The 15,898-nt window shown below is 45.3% G+C and carries 15 protein-coding genes; 5 read left to right on the top strand and 10 right to left on the bottom strand.

The window, feature by feature from the left end; genetic code table 11:
• Nucleotides 1–308 precede the first annotated feature (308 nt).
• Nucleotides 309–728 carry a VOC family protein gene (locus ABJ384_RS01895; protein WP_349928580.1) on the top strand — a complete coding sequence of 140 codons (420 nt, stop codon included), beginning with the start codon at nucleotides 309–311 and terminating at the stop codon, nucleotides 726–728.
• Here the strand turns inward: ABJ384_RS01895 and ABJ384_RS01890 are convergent.
• Nucleotides 725–1,960 (bottom strand): dicarboxylate/amino acid:cation symporter, encoded by a 1,236-nt coding sequence (locus ABJ384_RS01890; RefSeq protein ID WP_349928578.1) that lies wholly within the window; start codon nucleotides 1,958–1,960, stop codon nucleotides 725–727. The two genes, ABJ384_RS01895 and ABJ384_RS01890, sit on opposite strands and share 4 nt — an antisense overlap.
• Nucleotides 1,961–2,351: 391 nt before the next feature.
• Nucleotides 2,352–3,224, bottom strand: a complete 873-nt coding sequence (locus tag ABJ384_RS01885) for an acyl-CoA thioesterase II (RefSeq protein WP_349928576.1) — start codon at nucleotides 3,222–3,224, stop codon at nucleotides 2,352–2,354.
• A 292-nt stretch (nucleotides 3,225–3,516) separates the two neighbouring features.
• On the opposite strand from ABJ384_RS01885, the gene plsB reads away from it, so the two are divergent.
• A complete protein-coding gene (plsB, locus tag ABJ384_RS01880; protein ID WP_349928574.1) occupies nucleotides 3,517–6,093 on the top strand; it encodes a glycerol-3-phosphate 1-O-acyltransferase PlsB in 2,577 nt (858 codons plus the stop codon).
• A 171-nt stretch (nucleotides 6,094–6,264) separates the two neighbouring features.
• Here the strand turns inward: plsB and ABJ384_RS01875 are convergent, their stop codons facing one another.
• Nucleotides 6,265–7,071, bottom strand: a complete 807-nt coding sequence (locus tag ABJ384_RS01875; RefSeq protein WP_349928572.1) for an NAD-dependent epimerase/dehydratase family protein — start codon at nucleotides 7,069–7,071, stop codon at nucleotides 6,265–6,267.
• A 35-nt stretch (nucleotides 7,072–7,106) separates the two neighbouring features.
• On the opposite strand from ABJ384_RS01875, the gene recG reads away from it, so the two are divergent.
• Both recG and ABJ384_RS01865 read left to right on the top strand, forming a co-directional pair.
• Nucleotides 7,107–9,152 (top strand): ATP-dependent DNA helicase RecG, encoded by a 2,046-nt coding sequence (recG, locus tag ABJ384_RS01870; RefSeq protein WP_349928570.1) that lies wholly within the window; start codon nucleotides 7,107–7,109, stop codon nucleotides 9,150–9,152.
• Between the two features lie 134 nt (nucleotides 9,153–9,286).
• Nucleotides 9,287–9,919 (top strand): phosphoribosyltransferase family protein, encoded by a 633-nt coding sequence (locus tag ABJ384_RS01865; protein WP_349928568.1) that lies wholly within the window; start codon nucleotides 9,287–9,289, stop codon nucleotides 9,917–9,919.
• A gap of 82 nt (nucleotides 9,920–10,001) precedes the next feature.
• On the opposite strand, the gene ABJ384_RS01860 is transcribed toward ABJ384_RS01865, so the two are convergent.
• On the bottom strand, nucleotides 10,002–10,409 hold the full coding sequence (locus tag ABJ384_RS01860) for an NUDIX domain-containing protein (protein ID WP_349928567.1): 408 nt from the start codon (nucleotides 10,407–10,409) through the stop codon (nucleotides 10,002–10,004).
• The gene (locus tag ABJ384_RS01855) at nucleotides 10,406–11,005 is read right to left on the bottom strand and encodes a TIGR00730 family Rossman fold protein (RefSeq protein WP_166168693.1); all 600 of its coding nucleotides are present in this window, start codon (nucleotides 11,003–11,005) and stop codon (nucleotides 10,406–10,408) included. The genes ABJ384_RS01860 and ABJ384_RS01855 overlap by 4 nt, the downstream gene beginning before the upstream one ends.
• Nucleotides 11,006–11,154: 149 nt before the next feature.
• Between ABJ384_RS01855 and ABJ384_RS01850 the strand changes: the two genes are divergently transcribed.
• Nucleotides 11,155–12,168: a CorA family divalent cation transporter gene (locus tag ABJ384_RS01850; protein WP_086195789.1), complete on the top strand. Its 1,014-nt coding sequence runs from the start codon at nucleotides 11,155–11,157 to the stop codon at nucleotides 12,166–12,168.
• A gap of 238 nt (nucleotides 12,169–12,406) precedes the next feature.
• Here the strand turns inward: ABJ384_RS01850 and ABJ384_RS01845 are convergent, their stop codons facing one another.
• The 5 genes from ABJ384_RS01845 to ABJ384_RS01825 are packed head-to-tail and all read right to left on the bottom strand — an operon-like array spanning nucleotide 12,407 to nucleotide 15,624.
• On the bottom strand, nucleotides 12,407–12,697 hold the full coding sequence (locus tag ABJ384_RS01845; RefSeq protein ID WP_086195790.1) for an STAS domain-containing protein: 291 nt from the start codon (nucleotides 12,695–12,697) through the stop codon (nucleotides 12,407–12,409).
• A gap of 16 nt (nucleotides 12,698–12,713) precedes the next feature.
• Complete coding sequence (locus ABJ384_RS01840) at nucleotides 12,714–13,340, bottom strand: ABC transporter substrate-binding protein (RefSeq protein ID WP_180042128.1); 627 nt, start codon at nucleotides 13,338–13,340, stop codon at nucleotides 12,714–12,716.
• 18 nt (nucleotides 13,341–13,358) lie between these two features.
• Nucleotides 13,359–14,030, bottom strand: coding sequence for an outer membrane lipid asymmetry maintenance protein MlaD (locus ABJ384_RS01835; protein WP_349928564.1), 672 nt, complete (start codon nucleotides 14,028–14,030; stop codon nucleotides 13,359–13,361).
• A complete protein-coding gene (mlaE, locus tag ABJ384_RS01830) occupies nucleotides 14,030–14,809 on the bottom strand; it encodes a lipid asymmetry maintenance ABC transporter permease subunit MlaE (RefSeq protein ID WP_166168689.1) in 780 nt (259 codons plus the stop codon). The genes ABJ384_RS01835 and mlaE overlap by 1 nt, the downstream gene beginning before the upstream one ends.
• Nucleotides 14,806–15,624, bottom strand: coding sequence for an ABC transporter ATP-binding protein (locus ABJ384_RS01825; protein WP_180174661.1), 819 nt, complete (start codon nucleotides 15,622–15,624; stop codon nucleotides 14,806–14,808). Before ABJ384_RS01825 ends, mlaE begins: the two co-directional genes overlap by 4 nt.
• Between the last annotated feature and the right edge of the window lie 274 nt (nucleotides 15,625–15,898).

Raw genomic sequence — 15,898 nt, 5'->3', positions numbered from 1 at the left:
TATTCCAGTGTCCTGTATTGCTCATCACAATGCGGGACATTTTTTTCACACTGACCTTAAGCTCAAGTACAGTACTGCACAGTAAAATAATAAGGACAGTATGATGAAACTTCTCTCCCGTTTAAGGAACATCAAACTCAGCTGATTCATGAGCAATCCTATTTATCTGCCCAAAGTGACCTAGTCCTTTTTATCATCCATATAACACTAAAATTTCTGTATACAATTTCCACACAGTCGGGCTTTATGTCCTGCTTTTGATTTGTTCTAAGATAAAAGTCCAGGAAAACAACAATAAGGACAACCCTATGCAAGCACGGATTTCAGTCATTACTCTTGGGGTACGCGATCTGGAAAAATCATTACAGTTTTATCGTGAAGGTTTGGGCCTACACTGTGAAGGAATCACGGGTCAGGAATTTGAATATGGTCCGGTGGCCTTTATTGAACTACAGTCAGGCCTGAAACTCGCTTTATGGCCGCAAAGCAGCATTCAACAGGATACCAGACTGGAACTGACGCCGATGTGCGCCACTCAAATGACCTTGGGGCAAAATGTCTATAGCCCACTGGAAGTCGATCAGGTCATGGCTCAAGCAGCACATGCCGGTGCCAGAATCATTAGACCCGCACAAGCTACCTTTTACGGCGGCTATGCGGGTTATTTCCAAGATCCCGATGGTCATGTCTGGGAAATTGTATTTAATCCCAGCTTGGAGCTAGACTAATCAACTTGCGCTTCACGGCTATAACGATCGACCACTACACTGATCATCATGTCGCCCTGAACATTGACCACGGTACGCACGGTATCCAGCAAACGGTCGATCGGCAGTAAGATGGCAATGGCTTCTGCCGGTAAACCGACTGATTGCAGCACCATAATCATGGTCACCATACCGGCACTTGGAATACCGGGTGCACCCAGCGAGGCAATCATGGCGGTTGCACAGACCACCAGTTGCTGGCCCAAACTTAAGTCCAGCCCCATCAGGTTGGCAATAAAAAGTGCTGCCGCAGCTTCATACAGCGCCGTGCCATCCATGTTCAGCTGAGTGCCCAAAGGAATGACAAAGCCTGCGGTTTGTGGACGTACCTTTAAGTTTTCCTGCGCGCATTTCATCGACAGTGGCATGGTAGCCGAACTGGAACTGGTGGCAAATGCGGTAATCAGCGCAGCCCGTGTCCCTTTAAAGAAAGTGATCGGACTCATCTTGCCAAAAATCCAGAGCAACAAAGGCAATACTACTGCACCATGGAAAATGGTCGTTCCGGTCACCACGGCAGCGAACTCGGCCAGACGGCTTAATACAGAAATATCTTCGGTTGAAATCAGTTTTGCCAGTAAGGCAAAAATACCGAGCGGTGCCAGCTTCATCACCCAGCTAATCATCAGCATCATGATGTCAAAAAATTGCAGGCTTAACTTGCGTACACTGCGGAAATTATCTCCGCCTTTGACCAGTGCAACTCCGATAAACAGGGCAAATACCACTACCGCCAGCACATTACCTTCAGCAAAGGCTTTAAAGGGATTAATCAGGGTATTTTGAATAAAATTGGTGAAGAAGGACGATGGCGTTAAGGTATCAGGCGTTTGATGGCTGTTCATGGCATCCTGAAACATCACAATATCTACGCCCTTGCCCACATTAAACAAATGGGCACAGCTTAAGCCTAAAATGAGCGCCAAGGTGGTGGTGGTGACACAGCACAGTAGAGTGATTTTCCAGACTAGGCCCAACTGTCCACCAGCCTGCAAATTCGAAACGCCGACCACAATCGAACTAAAAATCAGCGGAATCAGCAGCATTTTTAATAAACCAATAAAAATACTGCTGGCCAGACCCAAACCATAGAGACTGATATCGAAAAACTGGGTATTTGGAAACAAGTTTAACAGAAACCCGAATGCCACCCCTAAAATCGCAGCAATCAATATTTGTGTATTTAAGCTCATCACGACATGCTTTTTATCATTAAGTCCTGTCAGGCACTATGCCATGGCCTATTTTTAGAATCGAGGAATTTTTTGTCACAAGCTCAGCATAAATGAATAAAAGCCAGCGGCTCACTTGGTCTGAATCATCAATACTTCGTTAAACTGATGGCATAAAATCTGCTTATGAATAAATACGCATTTAGCCAATAATTAAAAGAGAATCGATATGAAAAAAATCATGCTTATGACCGTGCTACTTCTGCATATCCCCTCGGCATTTGCCCATCCAAACCATGGCTGCCATAAAGACATCTCCGAGGATATTCCTCGCTGCCACTAAATCACAATGACCAAGACAAGCATAAAAAAACCGGGCAGCAGCTCCGGTTTTTTTATGACATTTTGAGCCTTATTGGGTTTCAATTTCACGCAAGCGGATCAAACCTTCCTGAGTGGTGCTGCACACCAGCTCGCCATTTTGCCACATACGGCCAAAATTCAGTCCGCGCGAACTGGCACTAATGGTGGCCTCCATATCATAGAGCATCCATTCATCAACACGGAATGGCTTATGGAAGTACATGGCATGGTCAATGCTGGCACATTGCAGACTTGGGGAAATATAACTTAAACCATGTGGACGCAAAGCCGTAGTCATTAAGGTAAAGTCCGAGTAGAAAGCCGCAATAGCCTGATGCAATGAAATTTCATCAACCTTCTGGGCAATCTGACCATGGGTGCGGATATAGTGAGCGTATGATGGGGCTTCAGGCTGTGGCTGGAATGGATTTTGTGGATTGACCGGACGAATGTCCACATGACGGTCACGCATAAAACTGGCACGCACATTTTCCGGCACAAATTCGACCAGCTGTGCTTTGAGCTCTGCTTCACTTTTCAGGTCTTCAACCGCAGGATATTCCGGCTCGGAGATTTGATAATTCAAGCCTTCTTCCGGGCTGGCAAATGAAATCATGGCGGTAAAAATCGTCCGCCCATGCTGAATGGCACGCACCTGACGACTGACAAAACTCTTGCCATCACGCAATCGGTCCACTTCATAAATAATCGGTGCGTTGACATCTCCGCCATATAAAAAATAGGCATGTAATGAATGTGCCGGACGATCTGCGGTATAGGATGCCGCGCGTAAGGCCTGCCCCAACACCTGCCCACCAAAGACCCGCTTACCGACCAGATTACGGCTTTGCCCCCGGTAAATATTTTCTTCAATTTTTTCAAGACTTAGTAATTCAACCAGCTCTTGGGTTAAGGCATTCATAAGCAACCTGTTTTAATGTGGGATACCTAAAATCTAGGCGAAAAATTTCAATCAATCAGCTAAGCTATAATTGCTATTCTGCCATAAATCCCGACTAAAGCCCTACAGTTCAACTGACTGGTCTGTCACGCGATTTGTGCTGAATATTCGCTAAAAATACGATTTTTAACGATAAAATTTAACACTCAATATGCATTTTGTCAGAAAATGACATATTGTTTTCAATTACAATACTACAAAACTATTTCCCCTCAGAAAATCTGTGGTTTCGGTCATTTAAGTAGGAGTATGTATGTCCAAGAGTGGCTTTGGTCAAATCTATCGTCAGCTTTCCAGTAAGCTGCTTGACCTGGTGGTAACCCCACATGTTCTTGGTGAGGTTCCTACTGAACCGACAACTACAGAAGTAAATTCCCGGACAGAGCAACCCGTTCAACAAAAAGTGGTGTGCTATGTATTACAAAATTATTCGCGTAGCAATGCGTTGATTGTCGATGGCGAAACTCGCCGTCTGAAACTGTCACCGGCATTGGACCCGCTGGTGGTGGGTGATCATAAGGAAAAAGCATCAGTATTGTTCTTGCAGCATCATGATGAAAACAATTTACTCAATCCCCCACTGCATGCCTTTCCGCCACGCTTATTGCGCCTGATCGACATTTTGGAACATCATCCTCAGGTTGATATTGAACTGATTCCGGTTACCGTATTGTGGGGACGTTCACCAGACAAAGAAGATTCCTGGCTGAAACTGCTCTTTACCGACACCTGGGCAACACCAGGTACCGTTAAACAGCTGGTGAATATTGGCCTGCATGGTCGCCAATCCTATCTGGAATTCCATCAAGGGCAGTCTTTACGCCAGCTGATCGAATTTGCCAAACAGACCCATCCAAACCTGTCACCTGCAACGTATATTCTTAACAAACTAAACAACTATTTAGATGGTCAGCGTGAAGTCGTGCTCGGCCCGGATCTTTCAGATCGCCGCAATGTGATGCATTCCCTGATCAAATCTACTGATGTGCAGGATGCCATCCGCCGTGAAAGCATCCGTGGCAAAATCAGCATGATTGAAGCTGAACGTCGTGCAATTGGCTATTTAAACGAGATTGTATCGGACTATTCGCATTCAGCCGTGCGTTTTGCCGATATGGCGCTGACCCGTTTATGGACCCAGCTCTATGATGGCGTAGAGGTGCATAATTTCAGTACCGTGCGGGAACTGGCCAAAGACTACGAGATTATTTATACCCCTTGTCACCGCAGTCATATTGACTATTTATTACTGTCTTATGTGATTTATAAACGCGGCATGATGGTGCCGTACATTGCCGCCGGTGATAATTTAAACATGCCTTTTGTCGGACAATTATTGCGTGGTGGCGGTGCTTTCTTTATTCGCCGTACTTTCCGCGGTAATGGTCTATATACCACTGTCTTTAAAGAATATCTTTTCAATATTCTGTCCCGTAACACGCCCCTGGAATACTTTATTGAAGGCGGCCGTTCGCGCACAGGACGTTTACTGCCAGCCAAAACCGGCATGCTGGCCATGACGGTTCACGGGCATTTGCGTGGCCGTTCTAAACCGATCGTGTTTGTACCGACGTATATTGGCTACGAACGCCTGATGGAAGGTGCTACTTATGTCGGTGAAATGAACGGTAAAGATAAAGAATCCGAATCAATCATGGGGATTGTAAAAACCCTGCGCAAAATCGAACGTATCTTTGGCCAGGTGCATGTGAACTTTGGTGAGCCGGTATTCCTCGATGACATGCTGAAACAGCATGGTGCGGAAAATATTAAAATTGCCAAGAATGATGATCCGATTCCGCAAGAAGTCTCTGATACAGTAAACAGTGCTGCGCATGCGATTCTGGAAAATATTAACCGCGCCGTGGTGATCAATCCGGTATCGCTGCTTTCGCTGATTCTATTGGCTACGCCTAAACACACGCTGGATGAAGAAATCTGCATCAAGCAACTGGATGCCTACCGTAAGTTATTGACTGCATTGCCTTATGATGCACGTACTCAGGTGACACCGCTTTCAGGCAAGGAAATTATTGCCTACGGTTTAAAACTGAAACTGATTAAACGCGTGAAGCACGTCTTGGGCGATATCATTGCCATTGAAGATAATCAGGCTGTATTACTGACTTACTTCCGTAATAATATTCTGCATGCCTTCGTGTTGCCGTCACTGATTGCTGCACTGGTAGAACATAACGGTTCGATCCGCCATGGCGATTTGATCAATGTCATCCGCACCCTTTATCCATTCCTGAAAGCGGAACTGTTCCTGAAATGGAAAGATGAAGAGCTGAAAGATCAGATCTGTGCTTATGCAGAAGCGCTGATTCAGGCGAAACTGATTTCTGAAGATAGCGAGGGCAACCTGCTTTCCCCTGCACCAAATTCGGAAGATCACAACCAGCTGGTAGTGCTTGCTGCGCCTGTGATGCAAAGTCTGGAACGTTACTACATGACCCTGGCTTTAATCACCCAGCGTGGTTCAGGCAATATTTCGACCCGTCAGGTAGAAGAGCTCAGTCATCTGGTTGGTCAACGTCTGTCAGTACTGTATGAATTCAACTCACCGGAGTTCTTTGATAAATCGCTGTTCCAGAGTTTTATTAAAGTGCTGACTCAGCAGGGCTATATCCGTAACAATGAAGATAACGCCATTGTGTTTGACGAGAACTTCCAGAACGTGGCTCAGTACGCCAATCTGGTACTGGATGATGTGACCTTGCAGATGCTTCAGCACATCACTGCCTTCAGCGATGAAGAGCTAAAAGAAGCTTTGGATGCCGTTGCGGCGCAGCAAGCGAAACGCCGTTTAAAACGCAAGAAGAAATAATCTTCCTTCTCCGTTCCCTCTCCTTTTAGGAGAGGGCTAGGGAGAGGTCTGTTAAATACTCTACTTGAGCTATTATAAAGCGCAAGTGAGGGCTAGGGAGAGGTTAATTAAAGAACCCTCCTCCTAACCTCCTCCCATAGGGAGGAGGGACTTCAAATACCAAGGTGACATTCACTCCGTCTTTAATAATTCTGCATAATCACTAAAACAATCCTCATGCTCTAGCTGAAATCCACTTTTCCTCATCCGTGTAGCATAAATCCGTTTCCCTGTTTCCTTCTGACTTTGCACAACCAGTTCAGGCAAATTGAGTTGCCGCTGAAACCAATGAATCACTTCATGTAAAGGTACAGGCTGATTATTGGTGACAATATAGGACAGTTCTGGATGTTCCACGTGAATCAGTTGCGCCAGGAATCTCGCCAGATCATCAATATGAATCCGGTTAGACCAGTGAATTTGAGGATAGTTTTGAGTCGTTGCAGCCAGCTTGATCATCCTCGCCACGGACGTGCCATAAATTCCTGTAGGACGGATCACCACACAGCGTTCAGCGAATGCCTGTTGATAGAGTTGCTCCATTTTCCAGAGTAATCGCCCCTGCTCATCTACAGGCTGAATAACAGATTCATCATCAATACGCTCGCCCGCATTTTCACCATAGACCCGGGTTGATGACACCACCACAATTTTTTGCACTGGATGGGACTTTAAGGCTTGAACAATCGGAGCCACTGAATCGACATAAGTCTGTTGATAGCCTTCCACAGAACTTTGTGACGGCGACAATAAAACATAGACCCAATCCACAGGTTCAAGATGAGTCAAATCAAGCTGATGCACATCCTGAATTAGATGATTTGCATAAACATCAGTTTTCGGACTTTGGCTGATTGTGGTAATTTGGTGCCCTTGCTGAAATAATTGTTTGGCAACCCGGGTAGAGGTTTGACCATAACCTATAAATAATATATGCATTAAGCACCTGATGATTTAACTCAAGTTGAGGGGACATGGCTGCAGTCCATCAATTGCAAGGGGTAGGAACTGCCTCTGCTGCACTACTGGAAAAACTGAATATTTTTACGACAGATGATTTGCTGTTTCATCTACCGCGTGATTATGAAGATCGTAGCACGATCATCCCCATGAACCAATTATCCGTGGGGCGTAGCTATTTGCTGGAAGGTATTGTGAAAGGGGTTGATTTTCCACCAGGTAAGCGTAAATCCATGGCCATACAGCTCCAGGATGATTTTGGCAAAGTCACCTTGCGTTTTTACCATGTCTATAAAGCCCTGACCGATCGAGCTAAAGTCGGCAACCGCTTGCGCATTTTTGGTGAAGTTCGTGTCGGTGCACGTGGTCTGGAACTGTATCATCCTGAAATTCAACTGATTACCGAACATACCCCCCTACCGAAAACCCAGCTTACTGCCATTTATCCAGCAACAGAAGGCTTAACTCAGCCCAAGCTGCGTGAATATGTTAAACAGGCACTAAAACAGCATAGTGATGAGCTGCCTGAATTATTGCCAGAAAAATTCACCAATGGTTATGCGCTAAAACAGGCACTGCAATATATTCATGAACCGCCACTGAATGCCAATATGCTACAGCTGGCGCAAGGTTCTCATCCGGCCCAGCAGCGGCTGATTTTTGAAGAGCTGGTGGCCCATCAGATCAGTCTGCTCTCACGGCGTGCCTATATCCAGCAGATTGCCGCCCCCTCTTTTAGCCCAAGTAAAAATTTTGCCAAGCAGTTATTGGCTGGCTTGCCTTTTGAAATGACCGGTGCACAGAAACGGGTCTCCAAAGAAATTGTGCAGGACTTAAAACAGAACAAGCCGATGCTGCGTCTGGTTCAGGGCGATGTCGGTGCTGGTAAAACACTGGTGGCTGGCGTTGCTGCCTGTCATGCACTGGAAGAAGGCTGGCAAGTGGCATTGATGGCACCGACGGAAATCCTGGCGGAACAGCATTATCTGAATTTTAAAAAATGGTTTGAGCCTTTAGGTCTGAATGTATCCTGGCTTTCAGGCAAACAGAAAGGTAAAGCTCGTGCAGCAGCTGAGCAAATCATTAAACAAGGCACGGCCAATCTGGTGGTAGGTACTCATGCCCTGTTTCAGGAAAATGTCGAGTTCAGCAAACTCGGTCTGGTGATTATTGATGAGCAGCATCGCTTTGGGGTCGATCAACGGCTGGCACTACGCAATAAAGGCGTCAATAACATGACCCCACATCAACTGGTGATGACCGCCACCCCAATTCCGCGCACGCTCGCCATGTCCGCGTATGGTGATCTGGACACCTCGGTGATTGACGAACTTCCGCCAGGCCGTACCCCAATTCAGACCGTCACCATTCCTTTGGACCGCCGTGAAGAAGTGCTACAGCGTATTGCTACAAACTGTGCTGAAGGCAAACAGGCCTATTGGGTCTGCACGTTGGTAGAACAGTCGGAAACGCTGGATGCACAGGCTGCTGAAGCGACTTTTCAGGAAATTAAAGAACGCTTTCCTCAGCTCAACATCGGTCTAGTGCATGGAAAAATGAAAGCCGATGAAAAACAGTCCGTAATGCAGCAGTTTAAAGACAATCAGCTGCAACTCTTGATTGCCACTACGGTGATTGAGGTTGGCGTGGATGTGCCCAATGCTTCTATTATGGTGATTGAAAATGCCGAGCGTCTGGGACTTTCACAGCTGCACCAGCTACGCGGTCGGGTCGGTCGTGGTGCGACTGCCAGTTTCTGTGCCTTGCTATATAAAAATCCGCTTTCGCAAAATGGACAGGAACGGCTGCGGATTATGCGTGAAACCAATGACGGTTTTATCATTGCCGAAAAAGATCTGGAAATTCGCGGGCCGGGGGAATTGCTCGGCACCAAGCAAACCGGTGACATGGGCTTTCGGGTCGCCAAGTTAGAACGTGATGATCATTTGCTCAATCAGGCACATTATGTCGCGCAGCAAATCCTAAAAGACTATCCAGACAATGCAGAAGCCCTGTTAAAACGCTGGTTACCTGAAGCCCCTCGCTATGCCTATGTATAAAAATAATGTAAGACACCTATAAAATAACAGGCTGAGTCGGTTATTTATTATCGTATAAGTAGCATGGATGCTGCCGATTTTGAAACCACCAATAAACTGTGCAAAATTACAACGAATTAAAAGAAGAATAAAACATGCTGCAATTGATTCACCCCTTACTGCACAAAACCATGCAGAGCCTTTTCCCCTGTATACTTTGTGGCATAGACCAGCAACGTCATCATTCAGTCTGTACAGATTGCTGGCAACAATTGCCCTGGTTGAAACAGACCATCCAACGTCAGGAAATAGAGATTCAGGCGGCTTTTCATTATGCCTATCCGATGGATCGCATCATTCAAAAATTCAAATATGAACAACAGCTGCACTTTCAAAATCTGCTTGCTGGCTCACTTATCGGTCTCAAACTTCCCAAAATCCAAGCTATTGTCCCGATGCCCATTTCCCATCAGCGTTTGGCAGAACGGGGTTATAACCAGTCTTTGGTGCTTGCGAAACTCCTGGCAAAACAGCTGAATATTCCAGTCTGGCAACCGGTTGCACGACTGGCCCAACATTCGCAAAAAGGCTTGAGCCGGATCGAACGGCTGGATCAGATTGACCAGCAGTTTGTGATTGCCACAAAGACCCGTGTGCGTTACCGCAAAGTGCTGATGCTGGATGATGTGGTCACGACCGGCAGTTCGCTACATGCTTTAAAACAGAAACTTGAAGCATTAGGCTGTCAAAAAGTTTATGCAGCCTGTATTGCCAGTGCAGAGATTTAATCTTTGGAAAGGACATACTGATTTCCCCCTTATCTCCTTGAGAAGTGTCGGCTCATCCTTGAGGGAAAAATCCTTTTACCAGTCAGAACATCATGCTTTCTGTTAAAAACCGCTTCACCCACGGCATGACAATTTCACGGGTTAAAGGTGCTAATGGGGTAGTTTGATCATCCAGATCGACCCACTTCATTTCGGCAATTTCTGCGGCAATTTTCGGGGCATGATCTAAAGTCACATAATACAGATAACTCACCAGCTGATGATCCGGCTCGTTGGCAGTTGCCGTTTCAAAACGACCGATGAATTGCTCAATCGAGGCCCGACAGCCTATTTCTTCCTGAATTTCGCGCAGCATTGTGATTTCGGGTGGCTCATGGGGTTCAAGCTTGCCACCCACCTGCATAAAGCAGGACGTGTTACGTTTACGCACCACTAACAGTTGCTGTTGATCATTTAAAATAATGGCCGCCGCCACAGTAATGATATTCATGCATGTTTCACCAAAATTTCTTGATCAGCCATACCCCATTTCGGTTGTGGCGCTCTAAAAGCATCAAATTGTTGCAAAATCTCTTCAATGGAGTCCGAAGCAATCATACTGTCTGAAAAACGTGGCTGGGTAAAACCTTTTACTGTGGTCAACTGAATAAATTTCAGCAAATCATCGTAAAATCCGGCCACATTTAAAAATGCACAGGGCTTTAAATGAATACCGAGCTGTGACCAGGTCCATTGCTCAAAAATCTCTTCCAGCGTACCTGCACCACCCGGCAAGGCAATAAAGGCATCAGAAAGTTCCGACATCCTGGTTTTACGTTCATGCATATTGGCCACCACATGCAATTCGGTTAAATGCGGATGAGCCAGCTCATGATCCACCAACACCCTTGGGATTACCCCAATGACTTTGCCACCTGCCTGTAAAGCACTATCGGCTACCATACCCATCAAGCCAGAACGGCCACCGCCATAGACCAGCGTTTTACCTTGCCGGGCAAGGGTTTGTCCCACTTTTTGTGCGGTATCTAAAAAAATCGAATCGGTACCTAAAGCTGAGCCACAAAAAATTGCGATCGATTTCGTCATTGTTTCAGCCTGTTTTGCAGATGTCATATTAATAAAGTAAATTTTCAGGAGATTTTTTAATAAAAAAGCGATTGAATCAGTGTTTTTATTCAATTCCTTGTCTAAAATACACCCATCAATTCACCTATACTGCGCAGGGAAAAGACAGCATGCTTGAAGCCTTTTACGCCACAGAGCGCGGTAGTTTGGAAGATGCCACCATCAATGGTGGTTTTGATCTCCACCCGGATTTAGTGTGGATCGATCTCATTGCCCCATCACAAGAAGAACAACAATGGGTCTTAGATGCTTATGAGCAAAATTTACCGACGCTAAAATCCTTGGAGGATATTTCTTCATCGGCACGATTTTACCGTGATGATGATGGTATTTTACATATCAGCACCTACTTTTTGACGAAAAATAAAAATTTTCAGGTCGATGGCGAAACCGATGACAACTCGAGCATTTTGGCAACCGTGCAAACGGTAGCCTTTATTTTGCATAAACAACACCTGTTTACCCTGCGTGGTGAAAAACTGGTGGCCTTTCGTGCTTTCCGTGCCCGTGCCCGCCGCAATGACTATGAGATTGACTATAAAGACCCGACCTGGGTCTTGCTTGGCTTGCTGGAAGCCAAACTGGATGAACTTGCGGATATCCTGGAAGATATCCACAAGGATCTGGAAAAGTACTCTACCGAAGTGCTCAACAACCGCCATCGTGAACAGATTCTCGATCTGGATGACATGATTACCCGTCTGGCACAATTGGAAGACATACTTGGAAAAGCACAACTGTGTTTAATCGATTTGCGCCGTGTCCTGACTTTCCTGTCCCGTCCACGTGCGTTGGGCAGTCATATTTATGATGCCGATATTCGGGAACTGAGCGAAGATGTTCGATCTCTGGTCGAACATGATGCCTTCCTGTTCCAGAAGGTTCGGTTCTTGCTGGATACCACCTCGGGATTCATTAATACCGAACAGAACGATACCATCCGTCGCTTCTCGATCTTGCCAAGTATGCTTGCGCCACCGATGCTGGTTGCCAGTGTTTATGGCATGAATACCGATGTACTGCCCTTTGCACGAGGAACCACCAGCTTTATTATGGTCAGTATTATTTTAGCGGCTTTCTTTATTGGACCGCTGGCCTATTTCCGCTGGAAAAAATGGATTTGAGGCATCATTTATCCTCCCTCCTTCCAGGAGGGAGTTAGAGGGAGGTATTTTAAATCCCATCAATTTCATTACTTATCTAAGCTGCTTTACTCGCCAATCTAGCCACAGGAAGAAATCTAGAATTCTAATTTTATCCCCTCTCTCTAACTCTCTCCCTGAGGGAGAGAGGACTGCTCAATATTCATCTCTTACAAGCTCAGCTCAATAAAAAAGCACCTTCCGGTGCTTTTTTACTGGTTTAGCCAATCAGCTGCAGATCATCTTGCAAATGACAGGCCTGAATGATTTTCATCATTTTCTCAGGGACTGCTTTAAATTGCAGACCCTGAGCTTTCGGGGTCTGACGCAACCAGCGCACCAGTACGGCCAGTGCCAGCGTACTGCCCTGTTCCAGCTCTGCCAGATTGACCACCACCGGAAACTGATGCTGCGATTGAATCAGTTTCAAACCTTGCTGGTAATAGTCCTCTGCATTGGCATAATCTATTTTGCCGGAAACCTGCAATTCCTGATGAATGAATTGAATCACTGAACACCCTTCCCGGTTATTTTTTATTTACAGATGCATCTGGTTGGAAGTTCGCAATCGCTTTATCGATATTGCCACCATTACGTTTTACCGTTGCAGCAAACTGATTACGGAACTGTAAACCTAAATCAATACCAGCCACATTGATATTACGCACTTTCCATTGATTGCCTTTATCCACCAACTGGAAAGATACCGGAGTTTTTTCACCTTTGTTGTTAAAATCAATCGTGACCACAGGATTTTTGCTATTGGTTTCTTTATATGGACGCAGGCTATAAGTCTGGTTGGTATATTTAGCAAACGCTGTACCGTAATTTTCGATTAAAGTTTCACGAAAATTGTGTTCAAACTTGGCACGCTGAGCAGCCGTACTATACTGATTGGTCGCATAAGTTCCCATCACCAGACGGGTAAAGGCTTGTGAATCAATATAAGGATCAAGGTTTTGACGCACAATCGCTTTCACTGCAGCAGGATTGTTTTGCAATTTTGCCTGATCCGCTTTTAAACGGCTAATCAGACCATCCGCCACTTTTTTTACAAAAGCTGGTGGAGTTTCAGCTGGTTGTGCAAAAGCAGTACTCGCCATCATTGTTGATAAAACACTTATGCCAAGTGTATGTTTAAGTAAGGTATTCACTAAATTCTCCTCTCCAAATTATTCAACAAATGAAGTTTGCGCATCTTCTGTTGATTCAGTTGATGTTTTTTCTTCCGCCACTTTCGCTGATGACTTGCCCGCACCGCCAGTAATGAACTTGCTGATCAGATCTTCAAGATCCATGGTGCCTTGGGTATTGGCAATGCTTTCACCACGTTTGATATAGTTTAGGCCACCACCTGGTACCACTTTCAAATATTTTTCGCCCAATAAACCATTTGTTGCAACCATAATGTAAGCATCTTCATCAATACTGGTGATGGAGTTCATGTTATCAACAAGTTGCTTTTCCATTTCTTTTTGTTTCGCAGGATCCGCTTCGCTATATTCTGTGCTATAGCGCAATTCTTCCAAAGCATTGGCTTGAACTTTTTTCAGCTGTTCTTTGTTGAAAGACGTTAACTTACCATCCAGCTCGAAATACACCGTTGCCAAACGCGATACCGGATCAAGAGTAATATCTGTAACACGACCAATGGTGACACCACTCATGGTCACTTTGGCACGCGGTTTCAGACCGTTCACATTGTCAAAACTCGCAGTCATGTTATAGCTGTCACGCAGGTTGGTTCCCATCAGACCACTGACTTTCATGGCCAGGAAAAATAACGCAATACCAGTAAGAATGACAAAAATACCTACGGCCAGCTCACTTGCACGTGATTTCATTAAACACCTCCAAACATGACCGCAGTCAACACAAAATCAGAACCCAAAACACACAATGAGGAATACACTACTGTTCGCGTAGTCGATGTTGCAATCCCTTCTGAAGTTGGCACACAGGCGTAACCCTGATAGACTGCAATCCAGGTACAAAGCAATGCAAAAACTAGGCTTTTAATAATGGTGCCATTAAAAATATCTTTATAGAACTGCACGCTATTTTGCATGCCACTCCAGAAAGAACCTTCATCTACCCCTAAAAAATCGACGCCGACCATTTTACCGCCCATGATGCCGATGGCACCAAAAATAATCGATAACATCGGCAGACTGACAATACCAGCCCATAAACGCGGGGAAACAATACGCTTTAGCGGATCGACCCCAATCATTTCCATACTGGCCAGCTGCTCTGTGGCTTTCATCAGGCCAATTTCAGCCGTTAAAGCCGAGCCAGCACGCCCTGCAAACAGCAATGCCGCTACTACAGGAGCCAGCTCTCTTAATAAGGTTAAAGACACCATGGTGCCGAGCATGGCTTCTGAGCCGATATTGACCAAAATGGAATAGCCTTGTAAGCCCAGTACCAAACCAATAAATAAACCCGATACGGCAATAATCAATAAAGACATCACACCAATACGGTACATTTGGTAAATAAACAGTTTGACCCCGAGCCAGGTCGGCATGGAAAACAGGATTTGCAGCAACATCTGGGTTGCCACCCCTATCCCCTGAACGCGTTCAATAACGCGTCTACCTAATGAGGCAATAGCATTCATGAACGCACCTCATCACTTAAATAAGCCGTATGGCTAAACTGATAATCGACAGGACCTTCAGCAGCACCGGTTAAGAACTGACGGACAAATGCCGATTCATGCTGCATTAATTCAGCCGGCGTGCCTTCACCCTGAATAACCCCTTCCGCGATAATATAGATGTAATCGGCAATAGATAGGGTTTCTCCCACATCGTGCGACACAATAATCGTGGTTAAATCCAGTGCTTCACGCAAGGTACGAATTAAACGTGCAAGCACCCCTTTTACAATCGGATCTTGGCCGGCAAAAGGTTCATCGTACATGATCAGTTCCGGATCCAGTGCAATGGCGCGAGCCAGGGCCACACGACGGTTCATACCGCCTGACAGCTCTGAAGGCATCAGCTTTTCAGTACCGCGTAAGCCTACCGCTTCCAGTTTGAGTGCCACCAGCTCGGCAATCAGATGTTCCGAAAGTTGCGTATGTGCACGTAACGGAAAAGCCACGTTTTCATAGACGCTCATATCGGTAAACAGTGCACCGCTTTGGAATAGCATACCCATACGTGCACGTGCAGCAAATAATTCCTGACGTGACATATCTGCAATACTTTTGCCGTCCAAGAGAATTTCACCGTGCTCAGGCGTCAACTGACCACCAATCAGACGCAGCAAAGTGGTTTTTCCCGTACCTGAAGGCCCCATAATCGCGGTAATCTGGCCACGCCGAATTTTTAAACTGACATTATCGAAAATGACACGTTTCCCTCGTTTAAAACTCAAATCATGGACTTCAATCCAAGATTGAGCTTGCTGAGGTATTTGATTATTCATAGCTGAGGGTTTTCCTGCATTTTTTCAGCATGCATACTATAAAGGATTCGGGTTTAAAATGTTACCTTTAGGTAAAAAGCAACCGATTTACCATAATTTTTTAATTATTTAATTGTGGTGCAATTATTTTAACAAACAGGATACTGTGTTACAGAATGCTATTATAGATATAGTATGCAATATTGATGAGTAATAAAATTAAACCAATATAAGGCATAATCACCTCTTGATTAAAATTCCAAACATAATAATTAGATTCATTATTCATATTTAA

Source organism: Acinetobacter sp. A1-4-2 (assembly GCF_040233925.1).
Taxonomy (GTDB): domain Bacteria; phylum Pseudomonadota; class Gammaproteobacteria; order Pseudomonadales; family Moraxellaceae; genus Acinetobacter.
The sequence above is the reverse complement of the archived record's forward strand: the minus strand, read 5'-3'. Positions and strand labels throughout refer to the sequence as shown.